This is a genomic window from Bacillus sp. K2I17, assembly GCF_002209985.1.
Taxonomy (GTDB): domain Bacteria; phylum Bacillota; class Bacilli; order Bacillales; family Bacillaceae_G; genus Bacillus_A; species Bacillus_A wiedmannii.
Genome location: NZ_NJGF01000011.1, coordinates 113,262 through 130,139, shown reverse-complemented (window position 1 = coordinate 130,139; position 16,878 = coordinate 113,262). Strand labels below are relative to the sequence as shown.

Sequence of the window (16,878 nt, the reverse complement as noted above, 5' to 3'; positions counted from 1 at the left end):
TTTTCCGCCCCCATTATTTAAGAAATTGTCGTGCAAGAGCCTGGGCCACCTGCGAAAGATAAACCACAGCTCCCTTGTTCGTTATATAAATCTGCAACTTGCTCGCGATGAGTGGCCGGAATGACGAAGCGATCTTTATATTTCGCGATAGCAAGAAGACGATACATATCTTCTACATCCTGTTTCGTTAAGCCGAGTTCTTTTAATACCGCTTCATTTGGTTCTTTATTAATTTGCAATGCTCTCATATGCGTTCGCATAACAGCCATTTTTTTCAACGTAAGACGAATATGTGATTCATCTCCTGCAGTGAGTAAATTCGCTAAATATTGAATTGGAATACGCATATTATCAATAGCAGGGAAAATCTCTTCTGCTTGCCAGTTACTACCTTTCCCCTCCACCATGTTCATAATTGGGCTAAGCGGCGGGATATACCAAACCATTGGCATTGTACGATACTCTGGATGAAGAGGTAGAGCAATTTTCCAATCGATAATCATTTTATAGATTGGCGACTGTTGTGCCGCTTTAATCCATTCTTCAGGAATCCCTTGTTTTTTCGCTTCAGCTGCTACTTCTGGATCATTTGGATCTAGGAAAACAGTAAGTTGAGATTCATATAAATCTTTTTCATCTTCAACAGACGCCGCTTCTTTTACTTTATCAGCGTCATATAGCATTACCCCAATATATCGAATACGTCCTACACATGTTTCCGAACATATTGTTGGCATACCCGCTTCAATACGTGGGAAACACATTGTGCATTTTTCAGCTTTATTCGTTTGCCAGTTAAAATACACTTTTTTATACGGACAAGAAGATACACAAAATCTCCATGCACGACATGCATTTTGATCTACAAGAACAATCCCATCTTCTTCACGTTTATACATCGCACCAGATGGACAAGAAGATACGCAAGATGGATTCATACAATGTTCGCATATGCGTGGTAAATACATCATAAAGACATTTTCAAAATCTGTTTTAATTTCTTCTTCCATTTTCTTTACGTTCGGATCTTGTAATCCTGTTATATGTCCACCAGCTAAATCATCTTCCCAGTTTGGACCCCATTCAATTTTGTCGATAAATTCACCCGTAATTGCTGATTTCGGACGAGCAACTGGCTGATGCTTACGCTGAGGACTATTTGTTAACGTTTCATAATCATAGTTCCAAGGTTCAAAGTAATCATCAATTGTTGGTTGATCTGGATTGTGGAAAATATTCATAAGGCGCTTCATTTTCGAACCAGATTTCAGCTGAATTTCACCATTTTTCAATTCCCAGCCACCTTTATATTTCTCCTGATCTTCCCATTGCTTTGGATAACCAATACCAGGTTTCGTTTCTACGTTATTGAAATACATATATTCAGCACCTGGACGATTTGTCCAGGTGTTTTTGCACGTTACACTACAAGTATGGCAGCCAATGCATTTATCTAGATTCATTACCATTCCGACTTGTGCTTTAATCTTCAAGCCAATCTACCTCCTTCAGTTTGCGAATTACAACGTTTAAGTCACGCTGGTTCCCTGTTGGACCATAATAGTTAAATCCGTAGCTTAATTGGCCATATCCACCAATCATATGTGTCGGTTTCACATGAATACGGGTTGGACTATTATGCGTTCCCCCGCGGGTGCTTGTTAATTTCGTACCAGGCACGTTAATGTGACGATCTTGCGCATGATGCATAAATGCCATTCCTCTCGGTATACGGTGCGTTACAACAGCACGCGCTACAACAACACCGTTACGGTTAAAGCACTCGATCCAATCATTATCTGCAACGCCAGCTTCTGCAGCGTCCTCTTTATTCATCCAAACAGTTGGACCACCTCTAAACAGCGTTAACATCGGTAATGAATCGAAGTACATACTATGAATCGACCACTTATTATGCGGTGTTAAATAATTCAATGTAATCTCTTTTCCTTCTACTTCAGGCCGTGATTTACGGAACGGTTTATGTTGCAGAATTGGTTTAAATGTTGCCATCGTTTCACCAAATTCTTTCATCATGTCATGATCTAAATAGAAAGATTGTCGTCCAGTGATTGTTCTCCAAGGAATGAGACGTTCCACATTTGTAGTAAATGGTGAATAACGGCGTCCACCTTTTTCTGAACCTGTAAATGCTGGAGAAGTAATTACTGTTTTCGGCTGCGCTGTAATTTGTTCGAATGTGAAGCATTCTTCTTCACGTTCTTCTGCTAAATCACGTAGTTTTAAATCCGTTTGTTTTTCAAGTGCTTCCCATGCTTTTACAGCCATATGACCGTTTGTTGTAGAAGAAAGTGTTAATACCGCTTCAGCAGCATTAATTGCTTCTTTTATGTCTGGGCAACCTTTCGCAATAGAATCCGTTCGAACGACTCCTAATCGGCTCTTTAATTGCTCATATTCTTTTTCCGCAGACCAAGAAATCCCTTTCGTACCAATTGGCTGTTTTCCAGTATTTGGTCCTAGCGCAGTCATTTTGTCATAAATCGTTTTATAATCCCTTTCGACAACATGAATTTGTGGCATCGTTTTACCTGGGATCGGTTCACACTCACCTTTGCTCCAATCTCTAATCTTGCCAAGTGGTTGCGCTAATTCTTGTGGTGTATCGTGAAGAAGTGGTGTTGCAACAACTTCTTTCATTGGTTCAAGATCGATTTTCTTCGCTAAATCAGACACAGCTTTAGAAAGAGAAGTGAAAATGTCCCAGTCAGAGCGCGCTTCCCACGGCGAACCGATTGCTGGATTAAATGGATGTACAAATGGATGCATATCTGTACTACTTAAATCATGCTTTTCATACCAAGTTGAAGCAGGTAAGACGATATCAGAATAAAGTGCTGTTCCAGCCATACGGAAATCTAAATTAATGAGTAAATCTAACTTCCCTTCTGGTGCTTCTTCATGCCACTTAATTTCTTCTGGTCGTAACGAATCACTATCGTCATTCATTAATCCGTTTGTCGTACCTAACAAATGTTTTAAGAAATATTCATGTCCTTTACCAGAACTTGAAATTAAGTTTGCACGCCATACGAATAAGTTGCGCGGGTAGTTATTTTTATTATCTGGATCTTCAATCGCAAATTTCAGTTCTTTTTCTTTTAATTTTTGTGCAACGTATTTCCCGATTTCTTCTTGCGTTGTTGCACCAGCAGCAACAGCTTCTTTATATAATTCAATCCCATTTTTCTCGAATGTCGGATACGAAGGCAACCAGCCAAGTCGTGCCGCTAATACATTGTAATCACCGTGATGTTGATAACGAGAGTTGCCTTCCACTGGTGATGCTAAATGTCCCACTGGTGTATCTTCATAGCGCCATTGATCTGTTACGAAATAGAAGAAAGATGTACCGTTTTGTAATTTTGGTGGCCCTTGCCAATCTTTTGCCATCGCGATTGTTTGCCATCCTTCCGCTGGTCGTAATTTTTCTTGACCAACGTAATGCGCCCAACCACCGCCGTTTACACCTTGCGCTCCGACGAGAAGTACAAGATTTAAAACTGCGCGATAAATCGTATCAGAGTTAAACCAATGGTTAATACCAGCTCCGACAATAATCATTGAGCGACCGTTCGTATCAACAGCATTTTGTGCGAACTCACGAGCGATTTGAATAATAAGCTCACGTTTTACTCCTGTCATTTTCTCTTGCCATGCAGGTGTAAACGGTACGTCATCATTGAAGTCTTTCGGCTCTTGTCCGCCAAGTCCTCGGTTCACACCGTAATTTGCTAACGTTAAGTCGTATACAGTTGTAACGAACACTTCACCTTCTTCTGTCATAACCTTTTTCACTGGAATTGTTCGTTCTAATACTTTGTTTCCATCATCAGAGAAGTACGGAATTTGTACAGTTTGAACACTATCCTCCATTCCAAGTAAAGAAAGACGTGGATCAATCTTTTCACCTGTTTCTTCATCTTCTAAACGTAAGTTCCATTTCTTTTCATTATCCCAACGTGACCCCATTGTGCCGTGCGGTGTTGCAAAATCATTCGTATTCTCGTTCCAAAGTACAGGTTTCCATTCCCCTAACTTCGTTTCGCGTCCAATATCAGAAGCATTTAAAAAACGATCAGCAACGAATTGATCCCCTTTTTGTTTCAATGTGACGAAGAAAGGAAAATCAGTATATTGTTTCGCATACTTTGTGAAGTATTCCACTTGATTATCTACGTAAAATTCTTGTAAGATTACGTGCCCCATTGCCATCGCAAGCGCACCATCTGTACCTTGTTTCACACTAATCCAATCATCCGCAAACTTTGTAGATTCAGCGAAGTCAGGACTGACAGAAACGACTTTCGTTCCTTTATATCGAACCTCCGCTAAAAAGTGTGCATCTGGTGTTCTCGTCATCGGTACATTTGAACCCCATGTCATAATGTAACCAGAGTTATACCAGTCACTACTTTCTGGTACATCTGTTTGATCGCCCCAAATTTGAGGAGAAGCTGGTGGTAAATCTGCATACCAATCATAGAAACTAAGCATCGGTCCACCCATAAGTTGCATAAAGCGACTACCAGCTGCATGACTTAACATCGACATAGCTGGAATTGGTGAAAAACCAACATTTCGGTCTGGACCGTATTTCATTACTGTGTATAGTAATGAAGCAGAAACGAGTTGTAACACTTCATCCCAATTCGCACGAATGAATCCCCCTTTACCACGCGCCTGCTTATACGTACGTGCCTTCTCAGAGTTTTCCACAATGCTTTTCCAAGCGTCTAGTGGTGACTCGTTATTTTGTAATTCTTCTTGCCACATATTCCAAAGAACACCACGTACATACGGATATTTCACACGAAGTGGACTGTAAATATACCAAGAAAAACTTGCTCCACGCGGACATCCTCGCGGTTCAAAATCAGGCATATCAGGACCTGTAGTCGGATAGTTAAGCTCCTGCCCTTCCCAAGTTACAATTCCATCTTTCACATAAATATTCCAACTACATGAGCCAGTACAGTTCACGCCGTGTGTAGAACGAATTACTTTATCATGCTGCCAACGCTTTCTGTACACATTCTCCCATTCACGATCTTCATATGTTTCTTGTGTATGATTATCGTTATAACGATCTATTGGTGAAAAATATTTTAAACGTCTCATTAGTGCTGAAGGTTTCTTCTTCATACTGTTCACTCCTTTAATACGTCTCTCTTCCATACCCTTACTATAAGAGAGGTTGTAAAATACAGATGTGACATTTCGCACAGTTCAAGAGATTGTCAAAAATTCCGGAACAAATATAAAAAAGTGAAAATCTAATCGTTGTGGAGGGTTCACATCCTTCACTGACTGTTAAATTACTTCCTTGCTTCTAGCAAAGTTTAAGATGTAGTACAGATTAAAATGAGCGTGCAAAAAATTTCTTATATAATAGCGGAAGTAATTTGGGAATAGTTAAATTTGATTTGCCTAAATCGTAAGATAAGTTTATAAATGAAAATACAATACTTTCAATCCACCATACTAAGGGTAAGTATCCTGAAAATAGTTGAACCAAAAACGCCAGGAAATCCATATGATTTGCCAGCAACTTGGATTGAATGAAGAGAAGAATACACCAGAATGGCAGGATATTAAGATAATAATAAAAGGAGTAGATTATGATATTAGAACCGCTTTATGCAGAAAACATTATAGTAGCCGTCATATATAAAAATGAGTTTAGGTGGTATGTAACAGATAAAGAACTATGGTTTTTAGATTATAATAAATTAGATAATGCATATAAAAATTTAGGTATAAGCATTGAAGATAATGATGAAACGGGAGAAAGAAATGGAATAAAAGTATTAGATCATGAAAATGTAGAAGTATTTTTAGTAAGGATTAATCAATATAAAACAACTAAAGAAGAATTAAATTATTTACTACTTGAAAATATTAAAAGGAAGAATGCAGGAGAAGATCTATTAGATTATAGTCCCGTCTTATTAATTAACTTTGATAATAAAATACTATATTCAATGTTTCCAGAACCGGCATCATACGAAAACTATGTACCAAAAGATTGGATAGGTACATATGAAGATTTCACTGAACTCATACCTACATCAGAGAGATATTGGATAAATAAGTTTAATAACAATCTACTTTTACTATAAATGTAAGTAAGACAAGAGTAATGATAGTATAAGAATTTATTACCTTAATAGAGAAGTAAATAGAGTCACTAAAGCCAGAAATAAAAGAGTAAAATAGTCATGAAATATCCATATAGTTTTGAAGTACTTAACAGTAGTGATTTAGTTATGAGACTTCCTCAAGAAATAAAACTTGTTGAAACTTTTTTAGGAATTGAAGTTTCAGCTTTTCGAGATTGGATTTTAGAAGAATTACATAGTGTTTTAAACGGAGAAAAAATTATGTAGTAGTAAATGGCAACATTTGCGGTTTAGAAATCCGGAACGACACAACTACTGTGTTAGACAATTTAGCCGAAGATGGTAAAGGAGAATATTGTGAGATTGAAACAATGGAATTGGTAGAATTGATTCATATTTGGTTAAATAAACGAAAAGAATATAAAAAAGATAAAAAATAAAGGAGTGTAATAATTTAAATAGATGGCCTCTTCATGTGAAGCCGACTTTATTTTATTCATATACATTTTAATCACAAGGCGTATTAATATATGTTCCAAACTTTACGCGTAGGGTTTCCTACGCTATTTATTTTGCTCATTGAGGTCAATCTTTCCCTTCCTTCCCCTCTTCTACTTTTACCGACGATACTATTCTATATCAAAACGTATTTCACATAAAACGAGAAATCATTATTTACCATATTGCCCTAAGTTACGGAAACAATTATACTAGATGTAATCGCGATAAATAATCTGAATATTCTCAGAATTAAAGATAGAATCTTTACTGCCCGCAATTAGACGGATACATTCTATTTTTCACTAAATAGATTAGAAAACGATAATAAAATTAGGAGGATTACGATGCACCAGCTTGACTCATTACATCCCATTATAGAAAAAATAATTAACAATATTGAAAAGTTAATGGTCGGAAAGCGAAAAGAAACGATCTTAGCTTTGACAGCTCTCTTAGCAGAAGGTCATGTACTATTAGAAGATGTGCCTGGCGTTGGGAAAACAATGTTAGTACGTGCACTTTCTAAATCAATTGATGCTGATTACAAGCGCATTCAATTCACACCTGATTTACTGCCGTCAGATGTTACAGGTGTTTCTATTTATAATCCGAAAGAGCTCCAATTTGAGTTCAAGCCTGGACCAATCATGGGGAATTTTATACTTGCTGATGAAATTAATCGTACATCTCCAAAAACACAATCTGCCTTACTTGAAAGTATGGAAGAAGGCAATATTACAATAGATGGCATGACAAGACCGTTACCAAAACCGTTCTTTGTAATGGCTACCCAAAATCCGGTCGAATATGAGGGAACATATCCTTTACCAGAAGCACAGCTCGATCGTTTCTTATTGAAACTAAAAATGGGATATCCTACACAAGAAGAAGAATTTGAAATTTTAAACAGGATGGAAAAAACAAATCCCCTCTCCCATTTACAAGCTATTACAACAATAGAAGAATTACTTTATTTACAACAGAGCGTACGGGAAATAAGCATGGACAAAGCAATCAAGCATTACATTGTAAAGCTTGTTAGTCAGACTCGTTCTTATAGTTCTATTCAACTAGGTGCAAGTCCACGTGGCTCGATTGCTTTAATGAAAGCTTCACAAGCTTATGCATTCATCCATGGCAGAAATTATGTTATTCCAGACGATGTTAAATTTTTAGCTCCCTACGTGTTAGCTCACAGACTCATTCTAAAAATGGAGGCAAAATTTGAAGGAATAACAGGAGAACAAGTTATCGCAAAAATCGTTGCGCGAACTACCGTACCTACTCAAAGGAAGATGAACCTTTGATGAAACGGATACTACGAGCACTCTATCATTTTACTAAGTTATCACTCATTCCGTTATGCCTAGTCTTAACATTTGTATACGCTATGCTTCAAGGAGGATTTGTAAGTTGGTTTTTGTTTTACAGTGCGATTCCTATTGGCCTTTATTCACTATTGCTTCCCTTCTTTGCTTTACGGAACGCCGAGGTAAAACGAAGAACAAATCAAGACGAATATGTAGCAGGAGAACCATTTTTAAGTACGATTACAATAAAAAGAAGTTTCCCTTTTCCCTTACTTTATTTAATTATAGAAGATGAACTGCCATCACAATTTACAAATTGTAAACAAACGAATATGAATAAAGTAATACTCTTTCCAGGATTGAAACGAAATATTTCGTTTCAATATGCAATTGACACAATCCCTAGAGGAGAGCACTCTTTTTCAAGCGTACGTGTCAAAACTGGCGATCTATTCGGTATGATGGAGAAAGAAGTAACTTTTTCAGTTCCAGATACATTTTTAGTCTACCCTCAGTATGTAGATATAACATATCGACAAATGGAAAATCATTTCGAACAAGGAGCACTTTCAGCAAATATAAATTTAGTAAAAGACTCTACCATTTCTGTCGGTGTCAGGGAATATAAACCTGGTGATCGCTTTTCGTGGATTGATTGGAAAGCAACTGCACGAACAAACAACATTATGACGAAAGAGTTTGAACAACAGCGCAGCCATAATATTATGATATTCATGGACAGAACCCCATCCCCTCTATTCGAATCAGTCGTCACATTTACTGCCTCTATTGTCAGGTCTGTCTTGAAGCAAAATTCACCGGCGTCATTCGTATCTGTCGGAAAAGAACGAACTTTTTTCCCTTTAGACAATGGAGATAGTCAGTTACATCAAATCTTTTGTCATTTAGCGAAGGTACAAGCAGATAGTGTATTCCCGCTCTCCCGGAGTGTAGAAATGGAATTAAGAAAAATTTATGAGCCCGTCACGATTATACTCGTGATAAGCGATCTTTCTCCCGATATTCAAAAGGCGGCTGACTTTGCTGCTATAAAAAACAGAAAATTAATGGTGTTTGTCGTAAAAGAAAAAGCAAATCAACTCTCACACCGAGAACTCAGTATTCTAGAAACTCTACAAAAACGACAAATATTTGTAAATGTGGTTTATGGAAACCAGTATACAAACGTGTTTTTTGAGGTGAGCAAATGATAACATTACAGGCAAAAAAACAATGGGATATGACTAGATTTTTCATGCATGCATGCGCATTTCTACTTTTACTAGAATGGCTAAGGCCCCTCGTAGGTATTACAAACGTAGGTAGATTAGATGTTTTCGTAATATTTATAGGGATTTGCTTCACTCTCTCTTTTTTTCAAATAAAATGGCAGATTCCAATAAAGATCGTCACGATTTTATTCATCATTCATTTCTTATATTATAAAAACGCTATTATAAATCCATCTTGGCTAATGAAATTTTTTACTGATATTTCTCGAAATGCCTCCTTGTTATTTCAGGGGAATTTGCTAGAGGTTTCTCCAGTTTTTCCAACACTTTTATTTTTTTTATCCTTTTGGTTTTTGAGTGCTTTCATCTCTTTTTGGATGATTCATAAAAAACGTGGGCTGTTATTTCTTATATTGACTATTATTTATATCACCGTTTTTCATAACTTACATTTATGTCATGCAAACTACGCTATTATTCGTACTGTTGTCATCGGCTTTTTTATGCTTAGTCTTCTCCGCATAGAACGAATAAAAGAGATGGAACACTTACAAAATTATGCTAGAGAAATCTCAAAATTACTTAAACCTCTTACAATATTTATTGTATTGTCAGCAACTATCGCATACTTTGCTCCAAAATTTGGCCCTCAATGGCCAAACCCAATGGATTTTTTAAAATTCAACACATCCGAAGCAAGTAAAAAACAAGATGTTTCTAAAATTGGGTATGGTTTAGATGATTCGCGATTAGGCGGTCCTTTTAAGACGGATCCTACAATTGTTTTCACAGCACAAACGCAAAACAAACAATATTGGAGAGTCGAAACGAAAGATTTTTATACAGGAAAAGGCTGGGAAGTTTCTGAAAATCAAAAAAAGGTTTCTTTTAAAAATAAAAACGACGTCGTGAGCTGGTACGAACAAAATACAAAAACGGAGGCCACTGAGGCAACAATCACCATGAAAAAAAGTTATCCACACCTTACCTATCCAGCAGGATTAGTATCAGTTGAGGCTTCTTCAGATATATCATACAGCGTTGACCCCTTTTCAGAAAAAATCTATACGATGCACGGAGACTCCTCTACTACTTTAAATTCATATAAAGTAACGTATGAGATCCCGGAGTTTTCCATAGAAAAATTGAAAGCTGTAAACACGAATGAAGGCCAAGAAACAAATCCTTATTTCATGACAAAGTACACGCAACTTCCCGAATCATTACCGCAGCGAGTAAGAGACTTAGCTGTTAATCTAACAAATGATAAAGACAACCGATATGATAAAGTATTAGCTATTGAAAATTACTTCACCGACCATTCTTTCGTATATGAAACAATGAATGTGTTGTTCCCTGCCAAAAATCAAGATTATGTTGATCAATTCCTTTTTGATACAAAAAGCGGCTACTGTAATAATTTTTCGACATCTATGATTGTGTTACTTCGTTCTGCTGGGATTCCTGCTCGATGGGTAAAAGGTTATACAGAAGGAACTCTTGATAACACACTAGTTGGTTCAGAAGGTGAGGATGTATATAAAATCGCGAACGATAACGCACACTCTTGGGTCGAAGTATATTTCCCAGGATACGGATGGATTCCATTCGAACCAACAAAAGGATTTACCAATCCCTATAATTTCACAAATAATACTCCTGCTCCTACTTTACAAAATAGCGAAGAAACTAAGTCTCAAAATGCGCAAATGCACCAAAGAAACAATGAAGCAAAGCTCAAAAGTTTAATTGAAGATACAGAAGACGCTCCTACTAAAAAGCTTACAAATTCTAAAAATGGACTTTCTTGGTGGTACGTATTCCTCTCTACGATACTAATTAGTATCATCGGATACATTCTCTTCGCTAATAGAATGAAATGGATTACATTTTTTATTATTCTTTTCTACAAATACCGAAAAGATGATGCTGTTTATAGCAAAGCTTACGATGCACTTTTAAAACAATTTGGCCGAATTGGTATACCACGTGAGGAAAGTCAAACATTCCGAGAATATGCTCTCCACATCGATACACTTTACAACTCGGCCGATATGCAACAACTTACTTTCAGTTATGAGAACGCTATGTATCAAAAGGGACAGGCCGTAGCAGAATGGAAGAAATCCGTACACTTATGGGAAATTCTTATGAAAAAAGCAGCCTCTCCGCCTAAATCAAATGACTTCCATTCAGCGATTTAATCTTGATACTGTGAATTGATAGAAAAAGCCTCAAAGAACTACATTGTTCTTTGAGGCTTTTTTAATAAAGTGAAACTTCTAGTTATTCTCCAAGTACCTTCTCAATCTCAACCTCTAAATCCACCGGCTTCGTCTGCGGCGCAAAACGCCCTACTACTTTCCCGTCTTTTCCGATTAAAAACTTAGTAAAGTTCCATTTCACTGCTTTCATACCGAGTAAACCTGGCGCTTGCTCTGTCATGTATGTATACAGAGGATGAGCTTTATCACCTTTCACATCAATCTTTGCAAACATCGGGAAATTCACACCATAGTTTAATTCACAAAAACTAGTAATATCTGCTTCTGTACCTGGTTCTTGTCCTCCAAATTGGTTACAAGGGAAACCGAGTACTTCTAGTCCTTGGTCTTTATATTTATCATATACTTCTTGTAATCCTTTATATTGTGGTGTAAAACCACATTTGCTAGCTACATTTACAATAAGAAGTGCTTTTCCTTCGTAATCTTTTAACGATTTATCTTCTCCTGTTATCGTTTTAGCTGAAAAATCATAAACTGTCATTTTCCTTACCCCTCTCTTCACTATCATTCTATGTTTATACTATACTACATTCATGAATATACAGCTCTTATTACGTACTTACACCCCAATATGATAGCGCTTTATTTCTGTTCGAAAATTCGACACAAACTACTAGACTTTTATGATGGAAAGTTTTACAATTAAATTGTGAACAAAATGTGACAGTTTATATTCCATTATAAAAGAAAAGGATGGTGTTCATTATGAAAACTGCACAACATGAAACGATTTCAAATCGCGAGTTTTATTTCGTACTATATATGATGTTATTGTATGTGATTGGCTGGGTAATCGATGTAAATGGTTTATTTTTAAGCTCCTACTTTAATTTAGCAGGAGAAATTATGCTTCCAATCGTTGGTGGCATAGTTGGACTGTTTCTTATGTCTATCAATAAAGAACAAACGAAATAATAACACTTTAAAAAGGCAGAAGACGAGCTTTCGTTTTCTGCCTTTTTTCTATTTTAGCGTATAATAGAAACATATAGTAAATAAGGAGTGGTAATGATGAAAAAAGTAGAGCAATTATCTTCTCACCTATATCTTATTGATGATTTTGATTTACAACATAATGAACGAACAGGTACGTACGTTTTAGTAGGTGACGATATTACTTTAATTGAAACTTGTGCAGCCCCTTCTATTCCGTATATTTTAGACGGCTTACAACAATTACATATTGATTTAAACGAAGTTAAAAACATTATCGTTACACATGTTCATTTAGATCACGCCGGTGCTGCTGGTTTAATGATGGAAAAATGCCCAAACGCTACTTTATATGTGCATTCTCGCGGTGCTCGTCATATGATTGATCCAACAAAACTCATTTTAGGCGCAAAAGCTGTATACAAAGAAGATTTCGATAAACTATTTGATCCAATTCTTCCTATAGAAGAAGAACGTGTTCATATTGTACAAAATGGTGATACGTTAAAAATTGCCGCAGACCGTACACTTACATTTTACGATACACCGGGACATGCTAAGCACCATACTAGCATTCACGATTCATTAACAAACGGCATTTTTACTGGCGATACAATAGGAATTTACTATAGAGAACTCGCAGACCTTGGTGTAGAACTATATTTACCATCAACGTCCCCTTCACAATTCCAACCAGATGCGATGATTGCTTCTAAAAATCATATTCAAAGTATGAATGTAGATACTATTTATTTCGGCCATTACGGTGCATCATCCAATGTTACAGAAGTATATAACCAACTGGAACATTGGCTACCTATTTTTGTTCATACTGGTAAAGAAGTCTTTGAACAGTATAATGATTTCGATGAAGCGACTAAAGCTTTACACACTGTATTAATGGATAAGATCTCTTCTCATCTTACAAAGTTAAACGTTCCATCAGATCATTCTGTTTATAACATTTTACATCTAGATATAGAAATTAGCGCGATGGGCATTATAGATTATTTCACGAAGCAAGAAAAAGCAAACTCCACTATTAAATAACCGTAAAAGAAGAGATATACAACAGTAGTTATTGTATATCTCTTCTTTTTTTGAATATATTTTGAGTAAAGGATGGTGGAATACAATGCAAAAAGTAATGCTATACCTCTGCTTTACCTTATTTATCGTCTTATTATTATTTGTCGGAGTGAAAATTCAATTTTATTTAGATACAGATGCGCAGGTGAATTTTAACGTTTATCCAAGATTATTCTACTTTACACTCTTCCCTCTTATAGTTGGCATTTTATTACGATTCCTTCAATCCATTAATCGCGAAACAAGTAAACAAAACTGGCGCTTTCAACCGGATAAATTTATCGCTATTACTGTGCCTACGCTATTCATTTCCTTTTCTCCAGCTCTACTCTTTTCACCAGTTGGTGCATACCTGCCTTATTTAACTAATATTATTCTTATAAATACTACTTTTGTTACGATAATAAGTTTAATAGCTGGCTATTCTTTTTTAGATTGTTTTATACAAAAAGATACTACAAATATGAAAAAATATAATTGATAACCATTTTTTAAGTGTTGCTAATTAGGTCAGTTTGTTTATAAATCTGATATTACTTGTAAAAGCCGATATAAACAAAAAGGGGAATTATGTTAAAATTAAATTGGTTGTATTTAGATCACAATGCATTTTATCCAGAGGAGACTTATTATGTATAAATTAGGTGCTTTCTCGTTTCTAACGTTTCTTGCAAGTATATGTTCTTTCTTTATTTTAAGAGGACCTAATGCAAATTTAACTTTAATTATTGTGATTCTAGCTATACTTTCATTACTCGGTATTATTTTTGCAATCACATCAAAGAATTGGTTATTCGGAATAGTTGGTACAGCATTAAATGCAGTAATACTAGTATTTGTATATTTCTTATCGCTAGCAAAAGGAATAGGTGGTTAATAATTTTACGTTTCAATAAAAAAGCTCTCAGCTTAGGCTTTGAGCTTTTTACTTATCTCACCTTTTCATCTACATACTCCATAAACTGCTCCGCATTAATAAATCTTTCTTTATACGCCTCAGGTACTTCTTCTACTTTCATCCCACCAGTTGATTTTGTCTTTACTTGTACGATTTCATATGTCATTAAAGCTTCCACATAACGGTCAAACTCTTCTTGTGTTAATACTTCTTTACTAGATTTATGACCATTTAATCTATCAAAGTATGGTTGAAGGCTCATACTTAAATTTTTCATTTCTTCTCTTTTTCCTGGTGATAATTGATCATAATTAATATTACCGTTCGAATCCCCGTACGCAAGCTTTGCATTTGTTAATTTCTTTAGTTCTTTTGTAAACTCTTCATATTCCTTCGCACCCATTTCGTCTTTCGCTTCTGATAACTTTGCATTAAAACGCATATACGCTTCTAATGTCATCGCTCCGGCATGTTTTTTTAAGTTCTCAAACGACCCGTATATACCATCCGCCATAATAGATTGGTAAGCAAAACCAGTCGTTGGGATTAAAAATGCTGCTGCAAGCACTCCTGCAATAAGGCGTTTCTTCATCTTACTCCCGCCGTGATTCATTTTTATTTGAACGATTACTTTTTCTTTTAACCCCGGCGGGGCAATAATCCCCTTCGCTTCTTCTTGTATAGATTTTCTAACTCTACAATCTAAACTCATTTCACATTCCCTACCTCTCCTAAAAAGATTTCTTCTACTTGCTCTTTTTGACGTAGTTTCTTTAATGCTGCGTTAATTCTAGATTTCACAGTACCAATTGGAATATGTAATATTTGTGCTACTTCTTCTTGAGAGTAATCGTGTAAGTATCTTAAGATAATAACTTGTTTCAATTTATACGGTAACTTATGAATGAGTTCGATTAATTTTTGATTTGATATTTTACTTACAACATCGCTAGAAAAATCAATTTGTACTGGTTTTCTTTGCTCTTCTGCTTTTTTTATAATTCGTAGTCGCATCCACCTCTTTCTTCTATAAGAATGAATTTGTTTAATCGTAAGCCCAATTAGCCAAGGTCTAAATGGCTTCTTGCTATCATACTTACGAAGCGATTCATATAACTGTATGTATATTTCTTGAACGACATCATCTACATCCGTTTTATCTTCAATTAAAAAATGTGCTGTTTTATATACTTCTTGAATCGTTTTATCATACAACTTGCTATATGCTTCTTTATTGCCTGATAAAGTTAATTGGATCAAATCTGTATACACTGTTTCACCCTTCACATACCATCCCTCCTTTGTCTTACACTATATATTGGCAAGTAATTGACATTTCGTTCGATTTTTTCAAAAGTTTTTTTATATAGATTAATATAATGATTCAATATGTTCATAAGCTTCACTTATAATCACACATAACTATTATATAATTTTCCAATTTCTAATGAACATTTAAAATGATTTATATAGTCAAATTTAGGAGGATATATAATGAAAGCTATCATTGTAACGTCGTTCGGTGGTCCTGAAGTGATGAAATATACAGATGTGGATATGCCGGCTATTTCAGAAGATCAAGTTTTGATTCGCGTTGTTGCTACTAGTATAAATTTCGCCGATATTAAATCCCGTTATGGTAAAAAAGGAAATAAAGCACTACCTTTTATACCAGGGATAGATGCCGCTGGTGTTGTAGAACGAGTCGGTTCTCATGTGAAAAATATTTATCCTGGACAACGTGTCATTGCTTTTCCTCAAGATGGCTCTTACGCAGAATACGTTGTCGCAAACGAAAACCTTACTTTTGCTTTGCCTGATGAAGTCGATTTTCAAACTGCAGCTGCTTGTCCGATTGTATCTTTTACAAGCTATAATTTACTCGCAAATGTAGCAAGGCTTCAACAAGATGAGTCTGTACTCATTCATGCAGCGGCTGGTGGGATTGGTACGACAGCAATTCAAATCGCTAAACTATTAGGGGCTGGAACTGTTATCGGTACTGTCGGAAATGAAGCGAAAAGTAAAATCGCTTTAGACGCTGGAGCTGATTATGTTATATGTCGTCAAGATGTAGATTTTGTAGAGAAAGTCAATGAGCTGACCAACGGTGAAGGGGTTGATGTAATTTTAGATTCTATTTCTGGAACGGTTTCGGAAAGAAGTTTAAAATGTCTTGCTTATTATGGTCGCCTCGTTCATTTCGGAAATGCAAGCGGTGAAATTGGTAACTTCCAAACGAAAGATTTACACGCAAGTTGCCGCTCTATACTCGGTTTTAGTTTTGGTACTACACGAAAAAAACGTCCTGAACTACTCCAAAAAACTGCAAATGAAGTTTTCCGTTATTTACGTGATGGCCGTCTGAAAATGAAAGCTGCGAAATCTTTTCCACTTCAAGATGCAGGGAAAGCACATGAATGGGTCGAAAGTAGAAAAAGTACAGGGAAAGTAATACTAACTGTTCAGTCCCCTTCCTGAAAT

General features: G+C 36.0%; 14 protein-coding genes and 1 pseudogene. 10 read left to right on the top strand and 5 right to left on the bottom strand.

The features are described from left to right. Positions 1-17: 17 nt before the first annotated feature. Together narH and CER22_RS15260 are read right to left on the bottom strand one after the other, a co-directional pair. Complete coding sequence (narH, locus tag CER22_RS15265) at positions 18-1,493, bottom strand: nitrate reductase subunit beta (RefSeq protein ID WP_088063156.1); 1,476 nt, start codon at positions 1,491-1,493, stop codon at positions 18-20. Further along, a complete protein-coding gene (locus tag CER22_RS15260; protein WP_088609032.1) occupies positions 1,483-5,166 on the bottom strand; it encodes a nitrate reductase subunit alpha in 3,684 nt (1,227 codons plus the stop codon). The genes narH and CER22_RS15260 overlap by 11 nt, the downstream gene beginning before the upstream one ends. A gap of 476 nt (positions 5,167-5,642) precedes the next feature. Here CER22_RS15260 and CER22_RS15255 point away from each other — a divergent pair, with 476 nt between their 5' ends. The 5 genes and pseudogenes from CER22_RS15255 to CER22_RS15235 all read left to right on the top strand — a co-directional run bounded on the left by CER22_RS15255 (position 5,643) and on the right by CER22_RS15235 (position 11,390). After that, a complete protein-coding gene (locus CER22_RS15255) occupies positions 5,643-6,143 on the top strand; it encodes a hypothetical protein (protein ID WP_088609031.1) in 501 nt (166 codons plus the stop codon). A 99-nt stretch (positions 6,144-6,242) separates the two neighbouring features. Further along, positions 6,243-6,583, top strand: a pseudogene (locus CER22_RS15250) (hypothetical protein). Between the two features lie 405 nt (positions 6,584-6,988). Beyond that, a complete protein-coding gene (locus CER22_RS15245; RefSeq protein WP_046953636.1) occupies positions 6,989-7,951 on the top strand; it encodes an AAA family ATPase in 963 nt (320 codons plus the stop codon). Further along, positions 7,951-9,165 carry a DUF58 domain-containing protein gene (locus tag CER22_RS15240; protein WP_088609030.1) on the top strand — a complete coding sequence of 405 codons (1,215 nt, stop codon included), beginning with the start codon at positions 7,951-7,953 and terminating at the stop codon, positions 9,163-9,165. Before CER22_RS15245 ends, CER22_RS15240 begins: the two co-directional genes overlap by 1 nt. Further along, positions 9,162-11,390, top strand: coding sequence for a transglutaminase TgpA family protein (locus CER22_RS15235; RefSeq protein ID WP_088609029.1), 2,229 nt, complete (start codon positions 9,162-9,164; stop codon positions 11,388-11,390). Before CER22_RS15240 ends, CER22_RS15235 begins: the two co-directional genes overlap by 4 nt. A gap of 82 nt (positions 11,391-11,472) precedes the next feature. Here CER22_RS15235 and bsaA read toward each other — a convergent pair whose 3' ends face one another. After that, the gene (gene bsaA / locus CER22_RS15230; RefSeq protein WP_088609028.1) at positions 11,473-11,955 is read right to left on the bottom strand and encodes a glutathione peroxidase; all 483 of its coding nucleotides are present in this window, start codon (positions 11,953-11,955) and stop codon (positions 11,473-11,475) included. A gap of 224 nt (positions 11,956-12,179) precedes the next feature. Between bsaA and CER22_RS15225 the strand changes: the two genes are divergently transcribed. From CER22_RS15225 to CER22_RS15210, 4 genes are all read left to right on the top strand, one after another. After that, positions 12,180-12,389, top strand: coding sequence for a DUF3925 family protein (locus CER22_RS15225; protein WP_088609027.1), 210 nt, complete (start codon positions 12,180-12,182; stop codon positions 12,387-12,389). 96 nt (positions 12,390-12,485) lie between these two features. Continuing rightward, positions 12,486-13,457 carry an MBL fold metallo-hydrolase gene (locus CER22_RS15220; protein ID WP_088609026.1) on the top strand — a complete coding sequence of 324 codons (972 nt, stop codon included), beginning with the start codon at positions 12,486-12,488 and terminating at the stop codon, positions 13,455-13,457. Positions 13,458-13,542: 85 nt separating this feature from the next. Continuing rightward, positions 13,543-13,977, top strand: a complete 435-nt coding sequence (locus CER22_RS15215; protein ID WP_087982676.1) for a hypothetical protein — start codon at positions 13,543-13,545, stop codon at positions 13,975-13,977. Positions 13,978-14,127: 150 nt separating this feature from the next. After that, entirely contained in the window at positions 14,128-14,373 is a 246-nt protein-coding gene (locus CER22_RS15210) for a hypothetical protein (RefSeq protein WP_088609025.1), read from the top strand. Positions 14,374-14,425: 52 nt separating this feature from the next. Here CER22_RS15210 and CER22_RS15205 read toward each other — a convergent pair whose 3' ends face one another. Further along, positions 14,426-15,106, bottom strand: coding sequence for a DUF3600 domain-containing protein (locus CER22_RS15205; RefSeq protein ID WP_088609024.1), 681 nt, complete (start codon positions 15,104-15,106; stop codon positions 14,426-14,428). Continuing rightward, positions 15,103-15,681 (bottom strand): sigma-70 family RNA polymerase sigma factor, encoded by a 579-nt coding sequence (locus CER22_RS15200; RefSeq protein WP_088609023.1) that lies wholly within the window; start codon positions 15,679-15,681, stop codon positions 15,103-15,105. The genes CER22_RS15205 and CER22_RS15200 overlap by 4 nt, the downstream gene beginning before the upstream one ends. A 207-nt stretch (positions 15,682-15,888) precedes the next feature. Between CER22_RS15200 and CER22_RS15195 the strand changes: the two genes are divergently transcribed. Then, on the top strand, positions 15,889-16,875 hold the full coding sequence (locus CER22_RS15195; RefSeq protein WP_088609022.1) for a quinone oxidoreductase family protein: 987 nt from the start codon (positions 15,889-15,891) through the stop codon (positions 16,873-16,875). Positions 16,876-16,878: the final 3 nt, after the last annotated feature.